Raw genomic sequence first — 20,329 nt, forward strand, 5'->3', positions numbered from 1 at the left:
TCACACCGTCCGCCCGCGCGATGACGCTACAACTGGACGGCCGATATGGCAGAATCGCCGCCACACAGTCGAAGCGGGGGCAGCATGACAGACGACAGCGGAAGCCGGGTTTTCGGCCCACTGATCGAGCAGGCCAAATCCGGCTCGGTATCGCTCAACGTGGAGCCGCAGGCATTCCTGGCGCTGGATCGGGCTCTGCAACAACGCAAAACCGAAATCCAGACGATCCAGAAACTGGTCCAGCAGGTGCAGACGCACGAGGCGTGGGGGCTGGGCGAGAACTCCGCCATCCTCACCTCGGCGCACACCATCGCCCAGCGTTTCCGGGCCAAGGGCGCGGGCGGGGCCAACAACGCCTACGACACCCTCCAGGATCACTGGCGCACCGCCGACGAGATGCAGACCCTGTTCCGGGCGATCTGTGATCGGCTACAGCAGACCGACAGCGAGTTCGCCGCGAAACTCCGTGCGGCACAGGCGGCTACGGGGGAGGCGGTATGACGGCCTACGATGCGCCGGGCATCACCGATCCGGAGAACGTCGACTCGCTCACCCATCAGCAGATCTACGACGCGTTCCAGACCGTCGCGCAGAGTTCCGGTGATGTGGTGACGGCCTGGCAGCAGGCCGGAACCCAGTGGCGCACATCCACTTCCAACCTGGTCAAGGCCGTGCGTTCGGCGGTGGACGGGCAGTGGACGGGCGCGTCGGCCGAGGCCGCGGTCACCGCGCTGGTCGACTACGGCAATCAGGCCGGGCAGCTGGCGGATCTGTTCGACGCCGCCGGACAGACCGTGTCGAATACCGCGCAGGCCGCCCTCACCACCAAGGCGTACATTCCCGCACCCGTTCCGGTGAGCGCCGATCAGACCAAGGATCCGTCCGGTTTCGACCGGCAGACCCGCGACGCGAGCAAGGCCCAGGACGACGCCCGGCAGGTGATGCAGCAGCGGTACGTGGTGCCGTTCACCGATCAGGACAAGCTGATCCCGACCTTCCCGGACGCGGTGCCCGTCGCCAGCGGCGACGCGAGTGCGGCGAGTGCCTCCGCGGCGACGTCGGCGACGAAGCCGACCGCCTGGACCAACGGTGCGTCGAACTCCACCGCACCGGCGAGCGTCACCTCGCTGCTGCACGACCTGCCGTTTTCGACGTCGTCCGATTCACCCCTCGGGCAGTTCCTGCACCTCCCGTCGTCGGGCACGCCCACCACCAGCGATGTGTTGTTCCAGCAGCCCTCGACGAGCAGTCCGGTCCGCGCCGATCGGGATCAGAATCCCCTGATTCCCCAGGCCGCGCCGAGGACCGCTCCCGACCAGGCCGCGCCGACCACGCCCGCGGCGGTGCACCCCGACGCGTCCAATCCGGTCCCGGTCGTGGATCAGCACGACTCGAATCAGCAGCACCCGAATTCCGTTCAGCAGCAACCGGAATCGGAGCAGCCGCAGCAGAACTCGGATCATTCGGCGACGCCGGAGCAGACCCGGACCGCCGGGACCTCGACCGATACGGTTCGGCCCGGGCACGACAGTATGGCGAACCCGTCCACCGGCGGGTCCTCCCCCAACTCGACTCCCGCACCGAATTCGAATCCCGCGCCGAACTCCACCCCGGCGCCCAACTCGACTCCGACGCCGAACACCGGTTCGGCGAGTCCGGTTCCGGGCGGCTCGACGCCGAATTTCTCCACTCCGTCGCCCGGTTCGGCAGGGTCGATTCCGGCCATACCGACACCGGCACCCAGCACACCCGCGCCGATGCCGAGCACTCCGCTACCCAGCGCACCGGCCCCCAGCGTGCCGACTCCGATGCCGAGTTCCCCCACTCCCGCACCGAATTTCACAGCCCCGACGCCGAGTTCGCCCGCACCGGTATCGAATACACCGATCCCCGCGCCGAACGTGCCGGCTCCCGCGCCCGGCACCTCGACACCCGCGCCCGCGGCACCCAAACCGATGCCGAGCGCACCCACACCCGGCGTCCAGGCACCGGCGGCGCAGGCCACACCCGTGCGCCCGATGGTCTCGCCACTACCACCCGAGGTGCTGGCCGAACCGGCGGCGACCGCGGTCACCGGCGCGGCCGTGGCGGAGGTGCTGTCCGATCCGGGCCACCATCACACCGGCGCGGATCATCGGGCGCCGCGACTACGCGTCAGATACGAGGGCGATCGGGACCGGACGGGCAAGAAGGTCGAACTACGGCACGACTCGACCGCGGAGATGGCCGGAACAGACGAGCACATCGTCCAGCCGACGATTGGTGAATAAATGGCCACCTGGTCGTTCGAGGACGAGGAATTCGCGGCCCTGTGGTTCGGTCCCGCGAACGACCGGATGCTCTATCCGCTGCATTACCTGTCCCGATTCGGCCACGTCAACGAGCGCGACACCTATTGGGAGCAGGTCCGGCGGAAATACTCCGAGCAGGGACGGCTGAGCTGGGATCAGGCCGATCTGCTGCGGCGGGCGTTCACCGTGCTGACCGATCCGGAGGTGTGGGCGGAGATCCACGGCGTCTCGGATCAGGCCGGGCCGATCCGGGTCGCCGCGGCCCGCCACGACCGACATGCCGCTCTCGCAATACAATTCACGCGCCGGCCGCGTATCGAGCTCAGTATCGTCAGCTCCGATCGGCTCTCGTCGGTGCTGGCCGGGCTGCTGCCGGACTGCGCGCCGGGCAGGCAACGGGCACAGGCGTTCGCCGCGGCCGATCTGTATCCGGAACGTCAGTCGGTGCTGCACTACAACGGGGAATCGACTCCGCTGCAACGGTATCGGCGACTGGTTCGGCGTCCGGCGGGCGGGGCCGGGGTGATCACGGTCTTCCGGGGGCCGCGCAATCGCGGCGGCGAGCAGCCCCGCAAGGTCGGCGCGGTGCGCTGGTACGACATCGACGAGGACGGCCGGTACATGGAAACCGGCAACCGCACCGTCACGGTGCAGCCCGCCGATACCGCCGGGATCCAGGTCGCGATCGCCCGATTGCTCGATCACGCGCTGGCCGAGTATCGCGATCACGTGGACGACGTCGGGGAGTGCACACCCCGGTATGCCTAGCGAATACTGTTCCGCCGCATGATGATCCGGCTGTCATGCCGGACTCCGCTCAAGACACCGCGCGCGGATGCAGCCGTACCACGGCCGTCCCCTTCGCCAAGGCGGCTTGTAGCTCGGCCCGGTTCACGGTCCCATCGGAGTCGAGGCTGATTCCGGCGAACCGGCCGTGGACGGGGTTCTGTTCCAGGATGATCCGGTACAGATCGGCGATCGACTCCCCCTCGGTGATCACCTCCCAGTCCGCGCGAATCTCCTTCCCGCGCAACGTAACCCGAACGGGCTCACCCTGACGCAGATTGCGCCGCCAGCGAGCCGCGGTACCGATCAGCAGATCGCCCTCGTGCGAGGCATAACCGACCGGGTTGGCGTACTCGCGCCCGGTCTTGCGACCGACGACGGTGACGATCAGCAACTTGCCGCTGAAGATGCGGTGCAGCCGGGACCGCAGCAGGTAGCGCACCGCGGCATCCCAGGAACGTTGCACGCGGGATTGAGCGGGTGGACGAGTCGTACTGGCAGACATGGTGAGCACCTCCGGATCACCGATTTGCTGAGTGTACACTCAAAAAATACGACGAGATGCGGCATACTGCAAGGGAGAATCGAATTCCAGGAGATGATGTGCCTTCCGAACGCGCGGCCCGCGGCCGGCCCCGCACCGGCGTGCGCGAGGCCGTGATCGCCAGCGCGCAGCAGACACTCGCCGAATCCGGTCTGGTCCGCACGTCCACCAAAGAGATCGCGCGGCGGGCGGGCGTCGCCGAATCGAGCATCTTCTACCACTTCGGCGACCGGATGGGCCTGCTGCACGCGGTGCTCCAGCGGCAACTACAACCCCTGAAGGAACTCCTGGGGGATCGTCCCGGCACCGAACACACCCTGCGCGAGGATCTGCTGGATCTGCTCATCGCGCTCGAGGAGTTCTATCTCGCGGCCATACCGGCCATCGCCGCCATCCAATCCGATGCCGAACTGCGCGAATCCTACGAAAAGCGCAGTCGCGACCTGGATCTGGGCCCGCACCGCGCCGTCGACGCCATCCTCGCCCACCTGTCCCCCGGTGCTGCGGACCTGCGTCCGGCGGCACTGCTCCTGACCGGCGCCGCGCATCAGCGCGCGCTGCAACGCCATCTCAGCCCGCCCGACGCCCTGGACGTCCTGCCCACGCGGGAGGATCTCGCCGATGCGCTACTGCCCGTCTTCGAATCCGCGTTGCGCGGGCGCTGACCGATCGCATCCCGCGGCCGCCGTCGACCACGGTTGCCGTGCACGACGAATCCTTCTGTCCCACTGAGGAATTCTCGTCACACTCGCTCAGCGAGGCTGGGTGATCACGACCCGCGCCCGCTCATGCCCGCCGCCCGCCGTCGACCGACAAGGCGATGCCGGTGACATAGGACGCGGCGTCCGAGCACAACCAGACCGCCGCGGCGGCGGCCTCCTCCGGACTCGCCAGCCGTCCGAGCGGAGTGTTCGCGGCCTGCCGCACGATCATGTCGGTACCGGCCGCGACCTGCTCGAATCCGGGTGTCAGGGTCGGTCCCGGGCAGACGGCGTTGACCCGGATGTTCCGATCGGCGTAATCGACCGCGGCGACCTTGGTCAGCCCGACGATGCCGTGTTTGGCGGCCACGTAGGCCGGGGCCATCGGGATCGCGTACAGACCGCCGTTGGACGCGACGTTCACGATCGCCCCGCCGTCCGCGAGCAGCGGCAGCTCGTACTTCATGCACAGGAAGGTGCCGGTGAGGTTGACGCCGATCACCCGGTCGAATTCGGCCGCGGTCAACTCGTCGAGCCGCCGGTGATGCGAGGCCAGCCCGGCGTTGTTCACCGCGAAATCGAGACCGCCGAACGCCTCGAGCGTGCGTTCGACGGCGGCGCGCACCGCGGATTCTTCGGCGATGTCGACCGTAACGGCCAGTGCCGCACCACCATTCGCGGTGATCGTCGCGGCGGTCGCGGCCGCCGCATCCGGGTCGATGTCCAGCACCGCGACCGCGGCCCCCGCCCGCGCGAACGCCACCGCGGCCGCCCGGCCGATCCCGCTGCCCGCGCCCGTGACCAGGCCGACCCTCCGGTTCTCGGCGCTCATACCAGCGGCTCGTGGTTCGCGAAAGCCACCTTGTACGGGTACCGCGACTGCCAGCGGTCGATGATCTCGTGCACGCTCGGCGCGGCGAACGCCTTGCCCAGCGTCTCGAGGTCGGGCAGCGCGAACTGGATGACCGCCGTCGCGATCAGCGCCGGAATCTCCGCTTCGCCCGGAATCGCGAGATGCCGCCGGGCCACGACGGACTGTGCGAGGCCGGTGCCGAGCATGGCCTGTTCGATATCCGCGAGGTATCGGTCGAGTTCGGTATCGGGCAGCGGCTCGTCGAAGGCGACGATCATCGTGTGGTTGATCATGAGGTAATTCTCGGTCGATCACCGCGCGCGCGTCCAAGACCGGTTCGTTATCCGGCGATAACCTGGAGGCATGATCGAACTGGAGACCCGAGAGCTCGAATACTTCATCGCGGTGGCCGACGAACTGCATTTCGGCCGCGCCGCGATCCAACTGTCGATCGCCCAACCGGCACTGTCCAAGGCGATCCGGCGGATCGAGAGCAGGCTCGGCGTCACGCTGTTCGTGCGTTCGAGCCGACACGTCGAGCTCACCCCGGCCGGGGAGGCCCTGCGCGAGCACGGGCGGCACGCGCTCAACGCGGTCACCGCCGCGATCCGCAACACCAGGCACGCCGGTGACGCGCGGACCCATCTGCGACTGGTGCTCAAACCCGGTGGCGACGCGGGACTGCTGTCCGGAATCCTGGCCGAATACTCGCATCAGCCCGACGCCCGGCGAGTGGACATCCTGTTCAGCGGCCCCACCGACCGCACCGACTTCCTGCACGAGGACCGCGCCGACGTCGGCCTGCTCTACTCCCCCTTCGACGACCTGACGGGCCTCGCCCACGAAATACTGCACACCGAAGGCCGCGTCGTCATCGTCCCGCGCCACCACCGCCTCGCCACCCGCACCTCGGTGCGCATGTCCGACCTGGAAGGCGAAACCCTCCCCTGCTGGAAAGGCCTCCCCGGCGATGCCGGCACCGGCCCCGAGGTCTCCGACGTGGTCCAGATGATGCACATGATCGCCGTGGACCGCATGATCGCGATCCTCCCCCGCTCCCTGGTCTCCCACACCCCGCCCGACCTCACCGCCATCCCCGTCTCCGACGCCCCACCCAGCCACCTGGTCCTGGCCTGGAACCAACACGACCACCGCCCCGCGATCACCTCGTTCGTCACCGCAGCCCTACGCGCCCACCCCACCGCCGACCCGAACGCCGAAATCAACCACGCGCCAACCATTTCGGCCCACAGCATGGCCTGACCCGCCCGCCAACCGGCGCCTCAGGCCCATCACCATGTCGGCACCACTCGAACGTAATCACCCATGAATTCGGAAACTACTGGGCCACAGCGTATCTCATGTACACGAACATGCCCGTCCCGCCGGTTCGAGCCATGGAACCAGCCGCGAGAAGCAACGTACCCACCCGACTTCGTGACGGAAGCGGCTCGGAGGTGGCCCAGCACCCGACGACTCGCACATGCTGGACATCGCGAGTCACCGAGATGAGCCGAGCACAGTCGGTGCAGCAGCGGAATATCTTGTGCCACAAGTCAACTCGGTCGAGTCGAGATCACCCGAAACTCGCCGGGGTTCAGGCGGATTCGGCGAGGGCGGCGGACTGCCAGACATCGGCGAGATCCTGGAGAGGGATGCCCAGGGCGCGACTCAGGCCGACGACGGTGCCGAAGGCGGGGCTGGGGAGGCGGCCGGATTCGATCTTGCGGAGGGTTTCCGGGGAGATTCCGGCGGCCTGCGCGATATCGCCGAGCTCCCGGTCCGCACGCGCCGAGCGCAGGTACGCGCCGAGGCGGCGGCCTGCTTCGACCTGCGCCGGAGTGAGCGGGAGACGGACCATGCCGTCAGAGTACGAGTGGTATTCAAATACCGCAAGCAGGGTTGGTATATAAATACCGAGTGGGCTACGGTGGTATTTAAATACCAATCAGGAGGTGCCCGTGGTCGAGCTGAAGACGCCCGACGAGATCGAGAAGATGCGCGTGACCGGACGGTTCGTCGCCGAAATTCTGGCCGAACTGCGCGAGCGCGCCCAGGTCGGCGTGAATCTGGTCGATCTGGAACTGCATGTGCGGCAACGCATCCAGGAACGCGGCGCGAAGTCGTGCTACTGGGACTACGCGCCGTCCTTCGGCCGCGGCCCGTTCCGCAACACCGTCTGTCTGTCGGTGAACGACGCTGTGCTGCACGGACTTCCGTTCGACTACGTACTGCGCGACGGTGATGTGCTGACCATGGACCTGGCCGTGGAGGTCGACGGCTGGGCCGCGGACTCGGCGGTCACCGTCATCGTGGGCACACCGGCGGAAACCGACCGACGACTCGTCGCCGCCACCGAGAAGGCCCTCGCGGCCGCCATCGCCGTGGCCGTGCCGGGCAATCGGGTGGGCGACATCTCCGCCGCGATCGCCGCCGTCGCCCGCGCGCACGGCTACCCGGTCAACACCCAATTCGGTGGTCACGGCATCGGACGCACCATGCACGAGGATCTGCACATCCCCAACGACGGCCGCCCCGGACGCGGATACAAGCTGCGCCGCGGCCTCACCATCGCCATCGAGCCGTGGTTCGCCGCCACCACCGACCGCATCGTCGTCGACCCCGACGGCTGGACCCTGCGCTCGGCCGACGGCTCCCGCACCGCACACAGCGAACACACCATCGCCATCACCGACGACGGCCCGCGGATCCTCACCCTCGCCGCCTGAACCCGCGCCTCTCGTCCACGCCGGAGGTGCCGCGGCCGCCACGCACCGTTAGGCTGCGTGCGTGGACAATCCCTTCGGCGCGGTCGGCACCGCGAACTACGTGCTGCTGACCACCTTTCGCAAGGACGGCACGCCGGTCGGCACCCCGCTGTGGGCGGCGCTGGACGACGGCAAACTCTTCGTCTGGACCGTCACCGACAGCTGGAAGGTGAAGCGGATCCGCCGCAACCCCGCGGTCACCCTGCAACCCTGCAACGTCAGCGGCACGCCGCGCGGCGCGGTCGTGAACGGCACCGCGCGGATCCTCGACGAGGCGGACAGCGATCGCGTGCGGCGACTCATCAAGCGCAAGTACTCGATTCAGGGCTGGCTGGTCGTGGCGGGCAGCCAGCTGCGGCGCGGGCGAAAAGGCACCATCGGCATCGAGATCACCGCCGCCTGAGGCCTGCCGCTACCGCGCCTCGGCCTGCGGAACAACGGACAGCCCGACCGAACCGTCACTGCCCTTGATCAGCTTGTGCCCGCGGATCAGGATGGTGCCGATCACGCCGTACTTGCGCCCGACGATCCCGCGGATCCGCTCGCTCCCGGACGCGTCGAGTACCTCGGCCGTTCCGGTCAGCACCTCGTCGGAGGTGGCGCGGCCCCGGTTGTCGCAGGATTGCAGCCGGACCTGCGGATTGCGGCGGATCCGCTTCACCTTCCACGACGACGCGTAGGTCCACACCACGATCCGGTCGCCGTCCGGCGCCAGCCAGACCGGGGCACCGACCGCGGTGCCGTCCTTCTTGAAGCTCGTGAGCAGCGCGTATTTACCATTCGCCAGTTCGTCCCAGGTCATAGCGACAACGCTAGGCCGCACCCGTGACACATACATCCGTCCGCAGTCGGACGCGCGGATACTCCCCGCGACGTACCCGCACGTGCCCGACCTCGGCGCACCCCGCCTACTCGAGCTCCCCCTCGGTCTCCAGATACACCTGCCGCAGCCGCTCCAGCGTCTCGGGTTCGGGCCGCTCCCACAGTTCGCGCTCGGCCGCCTCGAGCAGCCGCTCGGCGATCCCGTGCAACGCCCACGGATTCGACTGCTCCATGAACTTGCGGTTGGTCTCGTCGAAAACGTAACTCTCCGAAAGCTTCTCGTACATCCAGTCGGCGACCACATTGGTGGTGGCGTCGTAGCCGAACAGGTAGTCCACGGTGGCGGCCATCTCGAACGCGCCCTTGTAGCCGTGCCGCCGCATCGCCTCGAGCCACCGCGGATTCACCACGCGCGCCCGGAAGACCCGCGCGGTCTCCTCGGACAGGGTGCGGGTGCGGACCGCGTCGGGGCGGGTGCTGTCCCCGATGTACGCCTCGGGGTTCGTTCCGGTGAGTGCGCGCACCGCCGCCACCATGCCGCCGTGGTACTGGAAGTAGTCGTCCGAGTCGGCGATGTCGTGCTCGCGGGTGTCGGTGTTCTTGGCGGCCACCGCGATTCGGCGGTACGCCGCGCGCATGTCGTCCGCGGCGGGTGCGCCGTCCAGATCGCGCCCGTAGGCGAAGCCGCCCCACGCGGTGTACACCTGCGCCAGATCGTCGTCGGTGCGCCAGCTGCCCGAATCGATCAGTTGCAGCAGGCCCGCACCGTAGGTCCCCGGCTTGGAACCGAAAATGCGTGTGGTGGAACGACGTTCGTCACCGTGCTCGGCCAGATCGGCGCGGCTGTGCGCCCGCACGTAGTTCGACGAATCGGGCTCGTCCAGATCCGCCACCAACCGGACCGCGTCGTCGAGCATGGCCAGCACGTGCGGGAAGGCGTCGCGGAAGAAACCGCTGATCCGGACCGTCACGTCGATACGCGGCCGCCCCAGCTCCGCCAGCGGGATCACCTCGAGCGTGGTGACGCGACGACTGGCCTCGTCCCAGATCGGCCGCACCCCCAGCAGCGCCAGCACCTCGGCGATATCGTCGCCGGAGGTCCGCATCGCCGAGGTGCCCCACACCGACAGCCCGACCGAGCGCGGATAATCACCGTGGTCGGCCACATACCGCTCCAGCAGCGAATCCGCCATCGCCTGCCCGGTCTCCCAGGCCAGCCGCGAGGGCACCGCCTTGGGGTCGACCGAATAGAAATTGCGCCCGGTCGGCAGCACATTGATCAACCCGCGCAGCGGCGATCCACTCGGCCCGGCCGGGATGAATCCACCGTTCAGCGCGTGCAGGATGCGGGCGATCTCCACACCGGTCTGCCGCAGCCGCGGCACCACCTCGGTCGCGGCGAAGCCGAGCACCCGCCGCACCGCGTCCAGACGTTCGGGATCGGTACCGGAATCGGTGAGCAGGCGTTCGGTGAGGGCGTCGATCTCGGTGACCGCCCAGTCCGACTCCTGCATCGCCGAGACCAGCTCGCGCGCCCGCTGCTCGAAGGCATCGACGCGCTCACGTGATTCGTCCCCGGATTCGCTGAGCCCCAACGCTTCTCGCAGACCCGGCACATGGTCCTCACCGCTCCACAGCTGCCGGGCGCGCAACATGGCCAGCACCAGATCGACCTCGGCCGCACCGCTGGGCGCCTGCCCGAGTATGTGCAGGCCGTCGCGGATCTGCACATCCTTGATCTCGCACAGCCAGCCGTCGACGTGCAGCAGCATATCGTCGAAGGACTCCTCGTCCGGGCGCTCGGCCAGGCCCAGATCGTGGTCCATCTTCGCCGCGCGCATCAGCGTCCAGATCTGCTGACGGATGGCGGGCAGTTTGGCCGGATCCAGCGCGGAGATGTTGGCGTGCTCGTCCAGCAGCTGCTCGAGCCGGGAGATGTCGCCGTAGGTCTCCGCGCGCGCCATCGGCGGAATCAGGTGATCGACCAGGGTGGCGTGCGCGCGACGCTTGGCCTGGGTGCCCTCGCCGGGATCGTTCACCAGGAACGGGTAGATCAGCGGCAGATCGCCCAGCGCGGCATCGGTGCCGCAGGACGCGGACATGCCGAGCGTCTTACCGGGCAGCCATTCCAGGTTGCCGTGCTTGCCCAGGTGGATCATGGCGTCGGCGGCGAAACCGTCCGGCGCGGCCAGCCAGCGGTAGGCGGCCAGATAGTGGTGACTCGGCGGCAGATCCGGGTCGTGATAGATCGCGACCGGATTCTCCCCGAACCCGCGCGGCGGCTGCACGATGAGCACCACATTGCCGAATCGCAGTGCGGCGATGACGATCTCACCGCGCGGATCGGCCGACCGGTCCACGTACAGCTCACCCGGCGGCGGCCCCCACGCCCGCACGACCGCCTCGCGCAACTCCCGCGGCAACGTCTCGAACCAGGCGGTGTAGGCGGCCGCGCCGATGCGAATCGGGTTGCCCTGCAACTGTTCCGCGGTCAACCAGTCCGGATCCTGCCCGCCCGCCGCGATCAGCGCGTGGATGAGCGCGTCGCCGTCGGCCTGCTCGAGCCCCGGAATCTCGCCCTGCTCGCCCAGATCGTAACCGGCCGAACGCATCTCGCTCAGCAGCGCGATGGCGCTGGCCGGGGTGTCCAGCCCGACGGCATTGCCGATCCGCGCGTGCTTGGTCGGATACGCGGACAGCACGATCGCGATCCGCTTGTCCGCGGCCGGAATGTGCCGCAGCCGCGCGTACCGCACCGCGATCCCGGCCACCCGCGCGGCTCGCTCGGGATCGGGCACGTAGGTGGACAGCCCGTCGGCGTCGAATTCCTTGAACGAGAACGGAACCGTGATGATGCGGCCGTCGAATTCGGGCACGGCCACCTGGGTGGCCACATCCATCGGCGAGAGTCCCTCGTCGCTGTCGGCCCACTGTTCGCGACCGGTCGTCAGGCACAAGCCTTGCAGGATCGGCACATCCAGATCCGCCAGTGCGCCGATATCCCACGCCTCGTCGTCACCACCGGCCGACGCGAGGGCCGGTTTACTGCCGCCTGCCGCCAGCACCGTCACCACCAGGGCGTCGGCCCCGCGCAACGTCGCGATCAGCTCCGGCTCCGCGGTCCGCAGCGACGCGCAGTACAGCGGCAACGGCCGCGCCCCGGCCGCCTCGATCGCCGCGCACAGCGCCTCCACATACGCGGTGTTCCCCGCGAGATGCTGTGCGCGGTAGTACAACACCGCGACCGTGGGCCCCTCGACGCCCGCCCGCCCGGCCCGCTCGAGCTCACCCCAGTTGGGCAGGTGAACCGGCGGCTCGAAACCGTATCCGGTGAGCAGCACGGTGTCGGACAGGAAGTTGTGCAACTGCCGCAGATTCTCCGGACCACCCGCGGCGAGATAGTTGTGCGCGTCCGCCGCGACGCCGCCGGGCACCGTCGAACACTCCATCAGCTCGGCGTCCGGCGCCATCTCGCCACCGAGCGCGACGACCGGCACCCCGCTCGCCCGCACCGTCTCGAGCCCCTGCTCCCACGCGCGCCGCCCGCCCAGAACGCGCACCACCACCAGATCCGCGCCGTCGAGCAGGGCGGGCAGATCATCCGGCAGCAGTCGCGCCGGATTGCCGAGCCGATACTCGGCCCCACTGGCCCGTGCGGACAGCAGGTCGGTGTCGGAGGTGGACAGCAGCAGGATCACGATCGGCCTTTCCTCGGGTGACGCGCCCATCAGGGATTCGTGCTCGCCCAGAGGGCCTGACTGTCACAGTGGCGCGACCGTACCGGACTTGCACCGGTTTCCTCGGGACAGGCGAGCACCCGGGATGCTACCGGGCGGCACCGACACCTTCGCCGAGCGCCCATAACGACCTGGCACACACCCTCCCGAAACGGATATCCCCGGCGTACGCTCGATATATGCCGAACTCACCAGGATGGGCCAGGCGGAATCGCTTCGCCGCCTGGTCAGGAATTGTATGCATGATGGTTGCTGTCGCCTTGCTGGCGATCGCGCTGGCGTCTGCCGCGGGACAGCGCAACACCGTGGCGATCCTCGTCGCCGGTGCCTGCGCGGCGGTCGCGATAGTCGGTCTGCTCGTCTTCGAGTCCACGGCCCGCGCCGATCGGATCCGCCATCACGAGAAGCCGCATCTGTTGTCCGACAGCTACGTTCCGGCTCCGCCGTGGGCGCGTCGCGCCCGTGCGCTGCGACGTGCCGGTGGGAGAGGACGCTGAGCGTATGTCCATGACCCCGAACTGGGTTCGGCGCAATCACTTCACCGCCTGGTCCGGCTATTTCTGCGCGCTGGTCGCCTTCGCGACGCTGGCCATGACCCTGACCGCCGCCGGCAGCGGGCACACCGGATACGCGATGATCGCCGGCGTGCTGTTCGCGCTGACGCTGGCCTACGGACTGACCCTGATCAGCACCACGGTCCACCGCGATCACGTGGATCATCACGCGACCCCGAATCTGTTGGCGGACAAGTGGGATCAGACCCCGCGCGCACTGCGCCGCCGCGCCATGATGACTCCGGTCCGGTCGCGGCAGGCGCAGATCCGTCCCTGATCATCCGTCGAATCACCGCCCCGTCCGGGTTCACCCGCGGCGGGGCGGATCGCTGTGCGCCGTAGGCTGAGTGGATCATGACTCGCTCCGCCCCCGATTCCTGCCCCGGCGTGCTGCGTCTGCACCAGGCCGCCGACGGGCCGCTGGCACGCATTCGGCTGCCCGGTGGGCGATTGCGCCCGGATCAGCTGCTGACGCTGGCCGAGGCCGCTCGCGATCTCGGCGACGGCAGGATCGAGCTGACCTCACGCGGCAACGTCCAGCTCCGGCGAATCGGCGACGCCGAGGAACTGGCGGCCCGGCTCGGGGCCGCGGATCTGCTGCCCAGCCGCACGCACGAGCGGGTGCGCAATATCGTGGCCTCGCCGCTGTCCGGCCGATTCGGCGGCGTGGCCGATATCCGGGAGCTGATCCCACGCCTCGACGACGCCCTGCGCGCGGCACCGGACTTGGCCGAACTACCCGGCCGGGTGCTGTTCACCCTCGACGACGGACGCGGCGACGTCAGCGGCCTCGGCGGCGATCTCGGCATCCACGCCGTGAGCGCACAGGACTACGCGCTACTGCTGGGCGGACGCGACAGCGGAGTGCGGGTGCCGGATGTGCGGGCCGTCGAGGTGTTGCTCGCCGCGGCCCACGAATTCCAGCATCTGCGCGGCGAACAGTGGCGGCTGCACGAGATTCCCGACGGTCCCGCGCGGATCGTCGCCGCGCTCGGCCTGGAACCGACCACCGAACTGCTGGAACCCTTTGCACCGCAGGATATTCCGATCGGCTGGTTCGACCAGGACGACGGGCAGGTGAGCCTCGGCGCGGGGGTGCGCCTGGGTGCGCTGCCCGCCCGGACGGCCGAATTCCTCGCCGCGGCGGACCGCCCGATCGTCGTCACGCCGTGGCGCAGCCTGGCCCTATCCGACCTGGACGAGTGGGCCGCCGAACAGGTGGTGCGGGTGCTGGCCCCGATGGGCCTGATCTTCGACGCCGCCTCCCCCTGGCTGCTGGTGACCGCCTGCGCCGGACAGCCCGGTTGCGCCAAATCCCGCACCGACGTCCGCGCCGATGTCGCCGACGCGGTCACCGAGGGACGCATCTCCCCCGACGGCACACCGCAGCCGAAACAGGGCCTGTCCACCGCCGAGATCACGGTTCCCGGACGTCAGCACTGGTCCGGCTGCGACCGCCGCTGCGGCCGCCCGCGCGGGCACGTCACCGACGTCGTCGCCGCACCGGACGGCTACCGCATCACCCCACCCGGCGTCGGCTGAATCGACGCCACGGACGGCACGGCGGGCACCCGCTTCCGCACTCGGTCCGGGAGCCCGTCCGGCCGGGAACTAGGGTGTACGCCATGTCCGACGTGCGTACCAGCTACCTCACCGACGGGGCCGAGATCTATCGGCGCTCGTTCGCGACCATTCGGGCCGAGGCCGATCTGACCCGGTTCCCGGCCGATGTCGCGCAGGTCGTGGTGCGGATGATCCACGCGAGCGGGCAGGTCGATCTGGCCGCCGACGTCGAGCACAGCGAGCACGTCGTGGCCCGCGCGCGCGAGGCGCTGCGGGCGGGCGCGCCGATCCTGTGCGACGCGAACATGGTCGCCGCCGGTGTGACCCGCAAGCGGCTGCCCGCGGACAACGAGGTGATCTGCCTGCTCGGCGATCCCCGGGTCCCGGACCTGGCCCGCACCATGGGCAATACGAGATCGGTTGCGGCACTGGACCTGCTGCGCGACCGCCTGGACGGCGCGGTCGTCGCGATCGGCAACGCCCCCACCGCGCTGTTCCACCTGCTGGACATGCTCGACGCCGGCGCTCCCCGGCCCGCCGCGATCCTGGGTATCCCGGTCGGCTTCGTCGGCGCCGTGGAATCCAAGCAGGCGCTGGCCGAATTCGGCGGTGTCGAATTCCTGACCGTCCGGGGGCGGCGCGGCGGCAGCGCGATCACCGCGGCGGCACTGAATGCGATTGCGAGCGAACAGGAATGAGCGATCAGAAGTCCGGCAAGCTGTGGGGTATCGGCCTGGGACCGGGTGATCCGGAACTGGTGACGGTCAAGGCCGCGCGCATCATCGGCGCGGCCGATGTCATCGCCTTCCACAGCGCGCGGCACGGCCGCAGCATCTCCCGCGCCATCGCCGCACCGTACATGCGTCCCGACCAGCTCGAGGAACATCTCGTCTATCCGGTGACGACCGAGACCACCGACCATCCGGGCGGTTATCAGGGCGCCATCGACGAGTTCTACGAACAGGCCGCGGCCACCCTCGCGACCCATCTCGCGGCGGGCCGTTCGGTCGCGCTGCTGGCCGCCGGGGATCCGCTGTTCTACAGCTCGTACATGCATATGCACCGCCGCCTGGCCGACCGGTTCGACGCCGAGATCATCCCGGGCATCACCTCGGTCAGCGCCGCCTCGGCCGCGCTGGGCACCCCACTGGTGGAGGGCGATCAGGTGCTTACCGTGCTGCCCGGCACGCTGCCCCCCGAGGAGTTGACCCGTCGCCTGCGCGCGGCCGACGCGGCCGTGGTGATGAAGTTGGGTCGCACATATCCCGGTGTGCGACAGGCGCTTTCGGACGCCGGGCGGCTGGACGACGCGTACTACGTGGAGCGGGCCAGCACCGGGCGGCAGCGGGTGTTGCGCGCGGGCGAGGTGGATGCGGGCGAGGTGCCGTACTTCGCCATCACCGTCGTGCCGGGTCCGACGCCGACGACCGAGATTCCGCTCACCACAGCGGATTCCACGCGGTCGCAGCGCACCGGCAACCCGGAAAGTCAAGCGCCGCAGAATGATCGCGCATCGATCGGTGAGGTCGTGGTCGTCGGGCTCGGCCCCGGTTCACCGGACTGGACCAGCCCCGAGGTCGCCCGAACACTCTCCGAGGCAACGGATCTGGTCGGTTACACCACCTACGTCAATCGGGTGCCGATCCGTCCGGGGCAGCGCCGCCACGCCAGCGACAACCGCGTCGAGTCCGAACGCGCGGCCATGGCACTGGACCTGGCCAAACAGGGTGCGCGCGTCGCGGTCGTCTCCTCCGGCGACCCGGGCGTCTTCGCCATGGCCGCGGCGGTGATCGAGGAATCGGCCGATCCGCAGTGGCGCGAGGTACCGGTCCGCGTGCTGCCCGGGATGACCGCGGCCAGTGCGGTCGCGAGCCGGGTGGGCGCGCCGCTGGGACACGATTTCGCGATGATCTCGCTCTCGGACCGGCTCAAGCCGTGGGAGACCGTCGCCCAGCGCATCGCCGCGGTCGCCGCCGCCGATATGGCCATCGCGGTCTACAACCCGGCCTCCTCGCAACGCACCTGGCAGGTGGCCGCGCTGCGCGATCTGGTCCTGGAACACCGCAAACCCGATACGCCGGTGGTGCTGGGCCGCGACGTCGGCGGGCCGACCGAATCGGTGCGCGTGCTCACCCTGTCCGAACTCGACCCCGCCGAGGTCGACATGCGCACCCTGCTGATCATCGGGGCCTCCACGACCACCGCGTTCGACACTCCGGCCGGTCCGCGGGTGTTCACCTCCCGGCGGTATGCGACCCCCTGAACGCGCTGCCCGATCCGCGCGTTAATATTCCTATGTGGAACGTTGATGTGGAAGGTTGCATATGGCCGAGGGTGAATCGAAACGGGGTCTGAACTCGACCGCGGCCTCGCTGCTGGGTTTCCTGCACGAGGGGCCGATGGCCGGATGGGATCTGGTGAATCTGGCCCAGGTGCGGATCGGCGATTTCTGGACCATCACGCAGAGCCAGGTGTATCGCGAGCTGGCGGCGATGGACCGGATCGGCCTGGTCGAGAAGGGCGAGACCGGAATTCGCGAACGCACGCCGTATCGGATCACCGAGGCCGGACGGGAAGCGTTCGCGCAGTGGATAGCTCGCGATCCGGGCGCGGAGACCATCCGGGTGCCGCTGCTGCTGACGCTGGCGTTCGGGGAGTTCGTCGAGCCCGAGCGGTTGAACCGGATCATCGCCGCCAATCGCACGATCCACGAGGAACGGCTAGAGCGTTATCTCGCGGGTATCGACGAGATGAAGTCCCGATGCGACAGGGCCACACTGGATTTCGGGATCGGGTACGAACGCGCGGTGCTGGAGTGGTTCGATCGGCTGCCGGGATTGCTGGCGCGGTCCGACCGTGATGAGCCTGTCGATTAGCCGTTTCCCCACGGCCACAACATATTCCGGCTCTCCCGGGCCGAGAACGTGCTCACGGTAAGGCGCGCAGCCAATCCTCTGCGGCGGCAACCGATTCCGCGACCATCGCCCCTTCCGGCAGCGCCGGACGATCGATCATGAGGACCGGAATCCCGCAGGTCCGCGCCGCGAGCAGTTTGGCCACGGTCAACTCTCCCCCGCTGTCCTTGGTGACCAGCACCTCGATCCGATGTTCGGTCAGTAACCGAACCTCGTCCTCTACCGCGAAAGGTCCACGCGCCAGCAGTAATTCGTGATGCGGCGGCAGCGGCGCACTGGGCGGATCGATCGCGCGGATCAGAAACCACAGTGCGTCCAGGCGCGCGAACGCACCGGCCTCCTGACGCCCGATCGTCAGGAATACCCTGGACCCCAACCCCTCGACCGCGTCCACCGCCGCCGCGATATCGGGAACCCGTATCCACCGATCACCCGGACGTTCCCGCCAACCCGGCCGACGCACGTGCAGCACCGGAAGATCCAGCGCAGCGGCTGCCGCGGCCGCATGCGCGGAGATGACACCCGCGAACGGATGAGTCGCATCGATCACCACGTCTATGGCGTTGTCGCCCAACCAGTTCCGCAGGCCGTCGACCCCGCCGAAACCACCGATCCGAACCGGCCCGACCGGCAACACCGGTTCCCGAACCCGGCCCGCGAGCGAGGACACGACCTCGAATCCGCCCGCGCCACTCAACTTTTCGGCCAGCACCCGCGCCTCCCGGGTGCCGCCGAGGATCAGCACCCGGCGATCATCGGATCGCTCACTCACCCTTCACCACTACCCACTGGGTGATGGGCAGATGCGGCCGCCACGCGGTGAATCCGCCGAGCGGTTCGGCGCGGTAGACCTGGAATCGGCTCAGCGCACCGCCGAATTCGGCCGCCCAGGCATGCAACAGCGTCTCCGACTCCACGGTGACCGCGTTGACGACCAGTCGTCCGCCGGATCGCAGTCGCTCCCAACAGTTTTCGAACAGGCCCGGCTGGGTCAGCCCGCCCCCGAGGAATACCGCGTCGGGCGTGGGGAATTCGTCGTCCGACAGTTCCTCGAGCACCTCACCCAGGACCGTGATCCCCGGGACGCCCAGGGCCAGCGCGTTCGCGGCGATCTGTCCGCGGCGAGCGCCGGATCGTTCGAAAGTGATGGCGCGACAGGACGGATGGGTGCGGCACCATTCGATGGCGATGGTGCCCGAACCGCCGCCGATATCCCACAGCAACTCGCCCGGGGAGGGCGCGAGCGCGGCCAGGGACAGGGTGCGCACCTCACGTTTGGTGAGCTGGCCGTCGCCGCCGTAGACCCCGTCCGGCAGTCCCGGAATCCTGGTCAGCCGCGGTACGGCCGGATCGGCCACGCAGTCCAGGGCCACGATGTTGAGCCGATCACCCGGCGGTTCGGACCAGTCCGCCACGATGCCCGAGACCGTACGCTCGGCGGGGCCGCCGAGTTGTTCCAGCACGGTCATCCGGGATGCGCCGAAACCGTTGCCCGACAGCAGTTTCGCGAGTTCGGCCGGGGTGCGATCATGTTCGCTCAGCACCAGGATGCGGCGGCGGTGGGCCAGTTCCGGCAGCACCGTCTCGATCGGCCGTCCCACGGCGGTGACCACCGAGATCTCCGCCAGACCCCAGCCGAGCCGGGCGCAGGCCAGACTCGCCGAGGACGGTTGCGGCAGCACCCGAAGTGCTTGCGGCCCCAGCAGTTTCGCCAACGACACCCCGATGCCGTAGAACATCGGATCACCGCTGGCGAGCACACAGACACGCCGATCACGGTGCGCGGCAAGCAGATCCGCGAGTGCGGGCAACAGCGGTGAGGGCCACGGCAGCCGTTCGGGCCCGCCCGAGGGGATCATCGCCAGCTGCCGGTACGACCCCAGCACCACATCGGCCCGCTCGACCGCCGTGCGCGCGGCCGCGCCGAGCCCGTCCCAGCCGTCCGCACCGATGCCCACCACCGCGATCGGCGACCGGACGGGCCACGGTTCCATGCCCACCCCCGGAGCCCCGCTCATCGCGGCAACCGCCGCCAGACCGATCGGGGCAGGAATCGCACCGCGAAATAGATCGGCCGCATCATCGCCGGGGCCCAGGCGATTTCGCGCCGGGACCGCAATGCCGCGACGACCACGTCGGCGACCTGGCCGGGCCGCACCGAGAACGGCGCGGGCTCCATGCCCTCGGTCATCCGCCCGATGACGAAGCCGGAACGCACCAGCAGCAGATGAATTCCGGTGCCGTGCAACGCATCCGCTAGTCCGGTGGCGAATCCGTCCAGGCCCGCCTTACCCGACCCGTACACGTAGTTGGCCCGCCGGACCCGGAACCCGGCGACGGAGCTGAACACCACCAGCTGTCCGCTCCCCTGTGCGCGCAGCAGGGTGGCCAGCGTCGTCAGAATGTTGACCTGCGCGAGGAAATCGGTCTGCAACACCGCGACCGCCGCCGCCGGATCCTGTTCGGCGCGTTCCTGATCGCCGAGTACGCCGAAGGCCAGCACGGCCACGCCGATCCGGCCGTGTTCGGCGGTGAGCTTGTCCAGCAGCGGCTGATGCGAGGGCAGATCGTCGGCGTCGAACTCCACGCTGTGCACCGCCGCCGCGCCCGCACGATCGAGCGCGGCGCGTTCGTCGGCCAGATCGGCGCTGCGCCGCGCGGCCAGGATCACCACCCGGTCCCGCGCCATCCGCTCCACGATCTCCAGGCCGATCTCGCTGCGCCCGCCCAGCAGGACGATCGCGCCCTCGTCGACATCCCGTGCCCGCATACCCATGGCGCACAGTCTGCCACCG

Annotated in this window: 22 protein-coding genes; 13 read left to right on the forward strand and 9 right to left on the reverse strand. The window is 69.0% G+C overall.

The window, feature by feature from the left end:
- The first annotated feature begins 84 nt into the window (after positions 1-84).
- Genes NRB20_RS01380 through NRB20_RS01390 form a run of 3 tightly spaced genes read left to right on the forward strand, consistent with a single transcriptional unit; the run spans position 85 to position 3,059 of the window.
- Positions 85-501, forward strand: a complete 417-nt coding sequence (locus NRB20_RS01380) for a hypothetical protein (protein WP_153407326.1) — start codon at positions 85-87, stop codon at positions 499-501.
- Positions 498-2,270 (forward strand): hypothetical protein, encoded by a 1,773-nt coding sequence (locus tag NRB20_RS01385; RefSeq protein ID WP_153407327.1) that lies wholly within the window; start codon positions 498-500, stop codon positions 2,268-2,270. Before NRB20_RS01380 ends, NRB20_RS01385 begins: the two co-directional genes overlap by 4 nt.
- Complete coding sequence (locus tag NRB20_RS01390) at positions 2,271-3,059, forward strand: ESX secretion-associated protein EspG (protein WP_153407328.1); 789 nt, start codon at positions 2,271-2,273, stop codon at positions 3,057-3,059.
- Between the two features lie 49 nt (positions 3,060-3,108).
- Here the strand turns inward: NRB20_RS01390 and NRB20_RS01395 are convergent, their stop codons facing one another.
- Entirely contained in the window at positions 3,109-3,582 is a 474-nt protein-coding gene (locus tag NRB20_RS01395; RefSeq protein ID WP_153407329.1) for a nitroreductase/quinone reductase family protein, read from the reverse strand.
- A gap of 98 nt (positions 3,583-3,680) precedes the next feature.
- Here NRB20_RS01395 and NRB20_RS01400 point away from each other — a divergent pair, with 98 nt between their 5' ends.
- Complete coding sequence (locus NRB20_RS01400) at positions 3,681-4,286, forward strand: TetR/AcrR family transcriptional regulator (protein ID WP_194289681.1); 606 nt, start codon at positions 3,681-3,683, stop codon at positions 4,284-4,286.
- Between the two features lie 121 nt (positions 4,287-4,407).
- Here the strand turns inward: NRB20_RS01400 and NRB20_RS01405 are convergent, their stop codons facing one another.
- Positions 4,408-5,154, reverse strand: coding sequence for an SDR family NAD(P)-dependent oxidoreductase (locus NRB20_RS01405; RefSeq protein ID WP_153407331.1), 747 nt, complete (start codon positions 5,152-5,154; stop codon positions 4,408-4,410).
- Entirely contained in the window at positions 5,151-5,468 is a 318-nt protein-coding gene (locus NRB20_RS01410) for a hypothetical protein (protein WP_153407332.1), read from the reverse strand. Before NRB20_RS01410 ends, NRB20_RS01405 begins: the two co-directional genes overlap by 4 nt.
- Positions 5,469-5,538: 70 nt before the next feature.
- Between NRB20_RS01410 and NRB20_RS01415 the strand changes: the two genes are divergently transcribed.
- The gene (locus NRB20_RS01415; protein ID WP_153407333.1) at positions 5,539-6,438 is read left to right on the forward strand and encodes a LysR family transcriptional regulator; all 900 of its coding nucleotides are present in this window, start codon (positions 5,539-5,541) and stop codon (positions 6,436-6,438) included.
- A gap of 334 nt (positions 6,439-6,772) precedes the next feature.
- On the opposite strand, the gene NRB20_RS01420 is transcribed toward NRB20_RS01415, so the two are convergent.
- Positions 6,773-7,036: a helix-turn-helix transcriptional regulator gene (locus NRB20_RS01420; RefSeq protein ID WP_153407334.1), complete on the reverse strand. Its 264-nt coding sequence runs from the start codon at positions 7,034-7,036 to the stop codon at positions 6,773-6,775.
- A 100-nt stretch (positions 7,037-7,136) separates the two neighbouring features.
- Between NRB20_RS01420 and map the strand changes: the two genes are divergently transcribed.
- Both map and NRB20_RS01430 read left to right on the forward strand, forming a co-directional pair.
- Positions 7,137-7,904, forward strand: coding sequence for a type I methionyl aminopeptidase (gene map / locus NRB20_RS01425; RefSeq protein WP_319944311.1), 768 nt, complete (start codon positions 7,137-7,139; stop codon positions 7,902-7,904).
- A gap of 61 nt (positions 7,905-7,965) precedes the next feature.
- Positions 7,966-8,346 carry a PPOX class F420-dependent oxidoreductase gene (locus NRB20_RS01430; RefSeq protein WP_319944312.1) on the forward strand — a complete coding sequence of 127 codons (381 nt, stop codon included), beginning with the start codon at positions 7,966-7,968 and terminating at the stop codon, positions 8,344-8,346.
- A 9-nt stretch (positions 8,347-8,355) separates the two neighbouring features.
- On the opposite strand, the gene NRB20_RS01435 is transcribed toward NRB20_RS01430, so the two are convergent.
- Both NRB20_RS01435 and cobN read right to left on the reverse strand, forming a co-directional pair.
- The gene (locus NRB20_RS01435; RefSeq protein WP_153407335.1) at positions 8,356-8,745 is read right to left on the reverse strand and encodes a PPOX class F420-dependent oxidoreductase; all 390 of its coding nucleotides are present in this window, start codon (positions 8,743-8,745) and stop codon (positions 8,356-8,358) included.
- A gap of 106 nt (positions 8,746-8,851) precedes the next feature.
- On the reverse strand, positions 8,852-12,463 hold the full coding sequence (cobN, locus tag NRB20_RS01440; RefSeq protein ID WP_319944428.1) for a cobaltochelatase subunit CobN: 3,612 nt from the start codon (positions 12,461-12,463) through the stop codon (positions 8,852-8,854).
- Positions 12,464-12,744: 281 nt separating this feature from the next.
- Between cobN and NRB20_RS01445 the strand changes: the two genes are divergently transcribed.
- The 6 genes from NRB20_RS01445 (at position 12,745) to NRB20_RS01470 (ending at position 17,495) form a co-directional block, all read left to right on the forward strand.
- The gene (locus tag NRB20_RS01445) at positions 12,745-12,999 is read left to right on the forward strand and encodes a hypothetical protein (RefSeq protein WP_153407337.1); all 255 of its coding nucleotides are present in this window, start codon (positions 12,745-12,747) and stop codon (positions 12,997-12,999) included.
- Between the two features lie 10 nt (positions 13,000-13,009).
- On the forward strand, positions 13,010-13,333 hold the full coding sequence (locus tag NRB20_RS01450; protein ID WP_153407338.1) for a hypothetical protein: 324 nt from the start codon (positions 13,010-13,012) through the stop codon (positions 13,331-13,333).
- A gap of 77 nt (positions 13,334-13,410) precedes the next feature.
- Positions 13,411-14,598: a precorrin-3B synthase gene (cobG, locus tag NRB20_RS01455; RefSeq protein WP_153407339.1), complete on the forward strand. Its 1,188-nt coding sequence runs from the start codon at positions 13,411-13,413 to the stop codon at positions 14,596-14,598.
- Between the two features lie 83 nt (positions 14,599-14,681).
- Positions 14,682-15,317: a precorrin-8X methylmutase gene (locus NRB20_RS01460; RefSeq protein WP_153407340.1), complete on the forward strand. Its 636-nt coding sequence runs from the start codon at positions 14,682-14,684 to the stop codon at positions 15,315-15,317.
- Entirely contained in the window at positions 15,314-16,882 is a 1,569-nt protein-coding gene (locus NRB20_RS01465) for a precorrin-2 C(20)-methyltransferase (RefSeq protein WP_153407341.1), read from the forward strand. The genes NRB20_RS01460 and NRB20_RS01465 overlap by 4 nt, the downstream gene beginning before the upstream one ends.
- A gap of 61 nt (positions 16,883-16,943) precedes the next feature.
- Positions 16,944-17,495 carry a PadR family transcriptional regulator gene (locus NRB20_RS01470; RefSeq protein ID WP_153407342.1) on the forward strand — a complete coding sequence of 184 codons (552 nt, stop codon included), beginning with the start codon at positions 16,944-16,946 and terminating at the stop codon, positions 17,493-17,495.
- Positions 17,496-17,547: 52 nt separating this feature from the next.
- Here NRB20_RS01470 and NRB20_RS01475 read toward each other — a convergent pair whose 3' ends face one another.
- The 3 genes from NRB20_RS01475 to NRB20_RS01485 are packed head-to-tail and all read right to left on the reverse strand — an operon-like array spanning position 17,548 to position 20,304.
- Positions 17,548-18,306 carry a cobalt-precorrin-6A reductase gene (locus NRB20_RS01475; protein WP_319944313.1) on the reverse strand — a complete coding sequence of 253 codons (759 nt, stop codon included), beginning with the start codon at positions 18,304-18,306 and terminating at the stop codon, positions 17,548-17,550.
- Positions 18,299-19,552 (reverse strand): precorrin-6y C5,15-methyltransferase (decarboxylating) subunit CbiE, encoded by a 1,254-nt coding sequence (cbiE, locus tag NRB20_RS01480; RefSeq protein ID WP_227833099.1) that lies wholly within the window; start codon positions 19,550-19,552, stop codon positions 18,299-18,301. Before cbiE ends, NRB20_RS01475 begins: the two co-directional genes overlap by 8 nt.
- Positions 19,549-20,304: an SDR family NAD(P)-dependent oxidoreductase gene (locus NRB20_RS01485; RefSeq protein ID WP_406603777.1), complete on the reverse strand. Its 756-nt coding sequence runs from the start codon at positions 20,302-20,304 to the stop codon at positions 19,549-19,551. Before NRB20_RS01485 ends, cbiE begins: the two co-directional genes overlap by 4 nt.
- Positions 20,305-20,329 lie beyond the last annotated feature (25 nt).

Source organism: Nocardia macrotermitis, from assembly GCF_009604405.1.
In the GTDB taxonomy this organism is placed as follows: Bacteria; Actinomycetota; Actinomycetes; order Mycobacteriales; family Mycobacteriaceae; genus Nocardia; species Nocardia macrotermitis.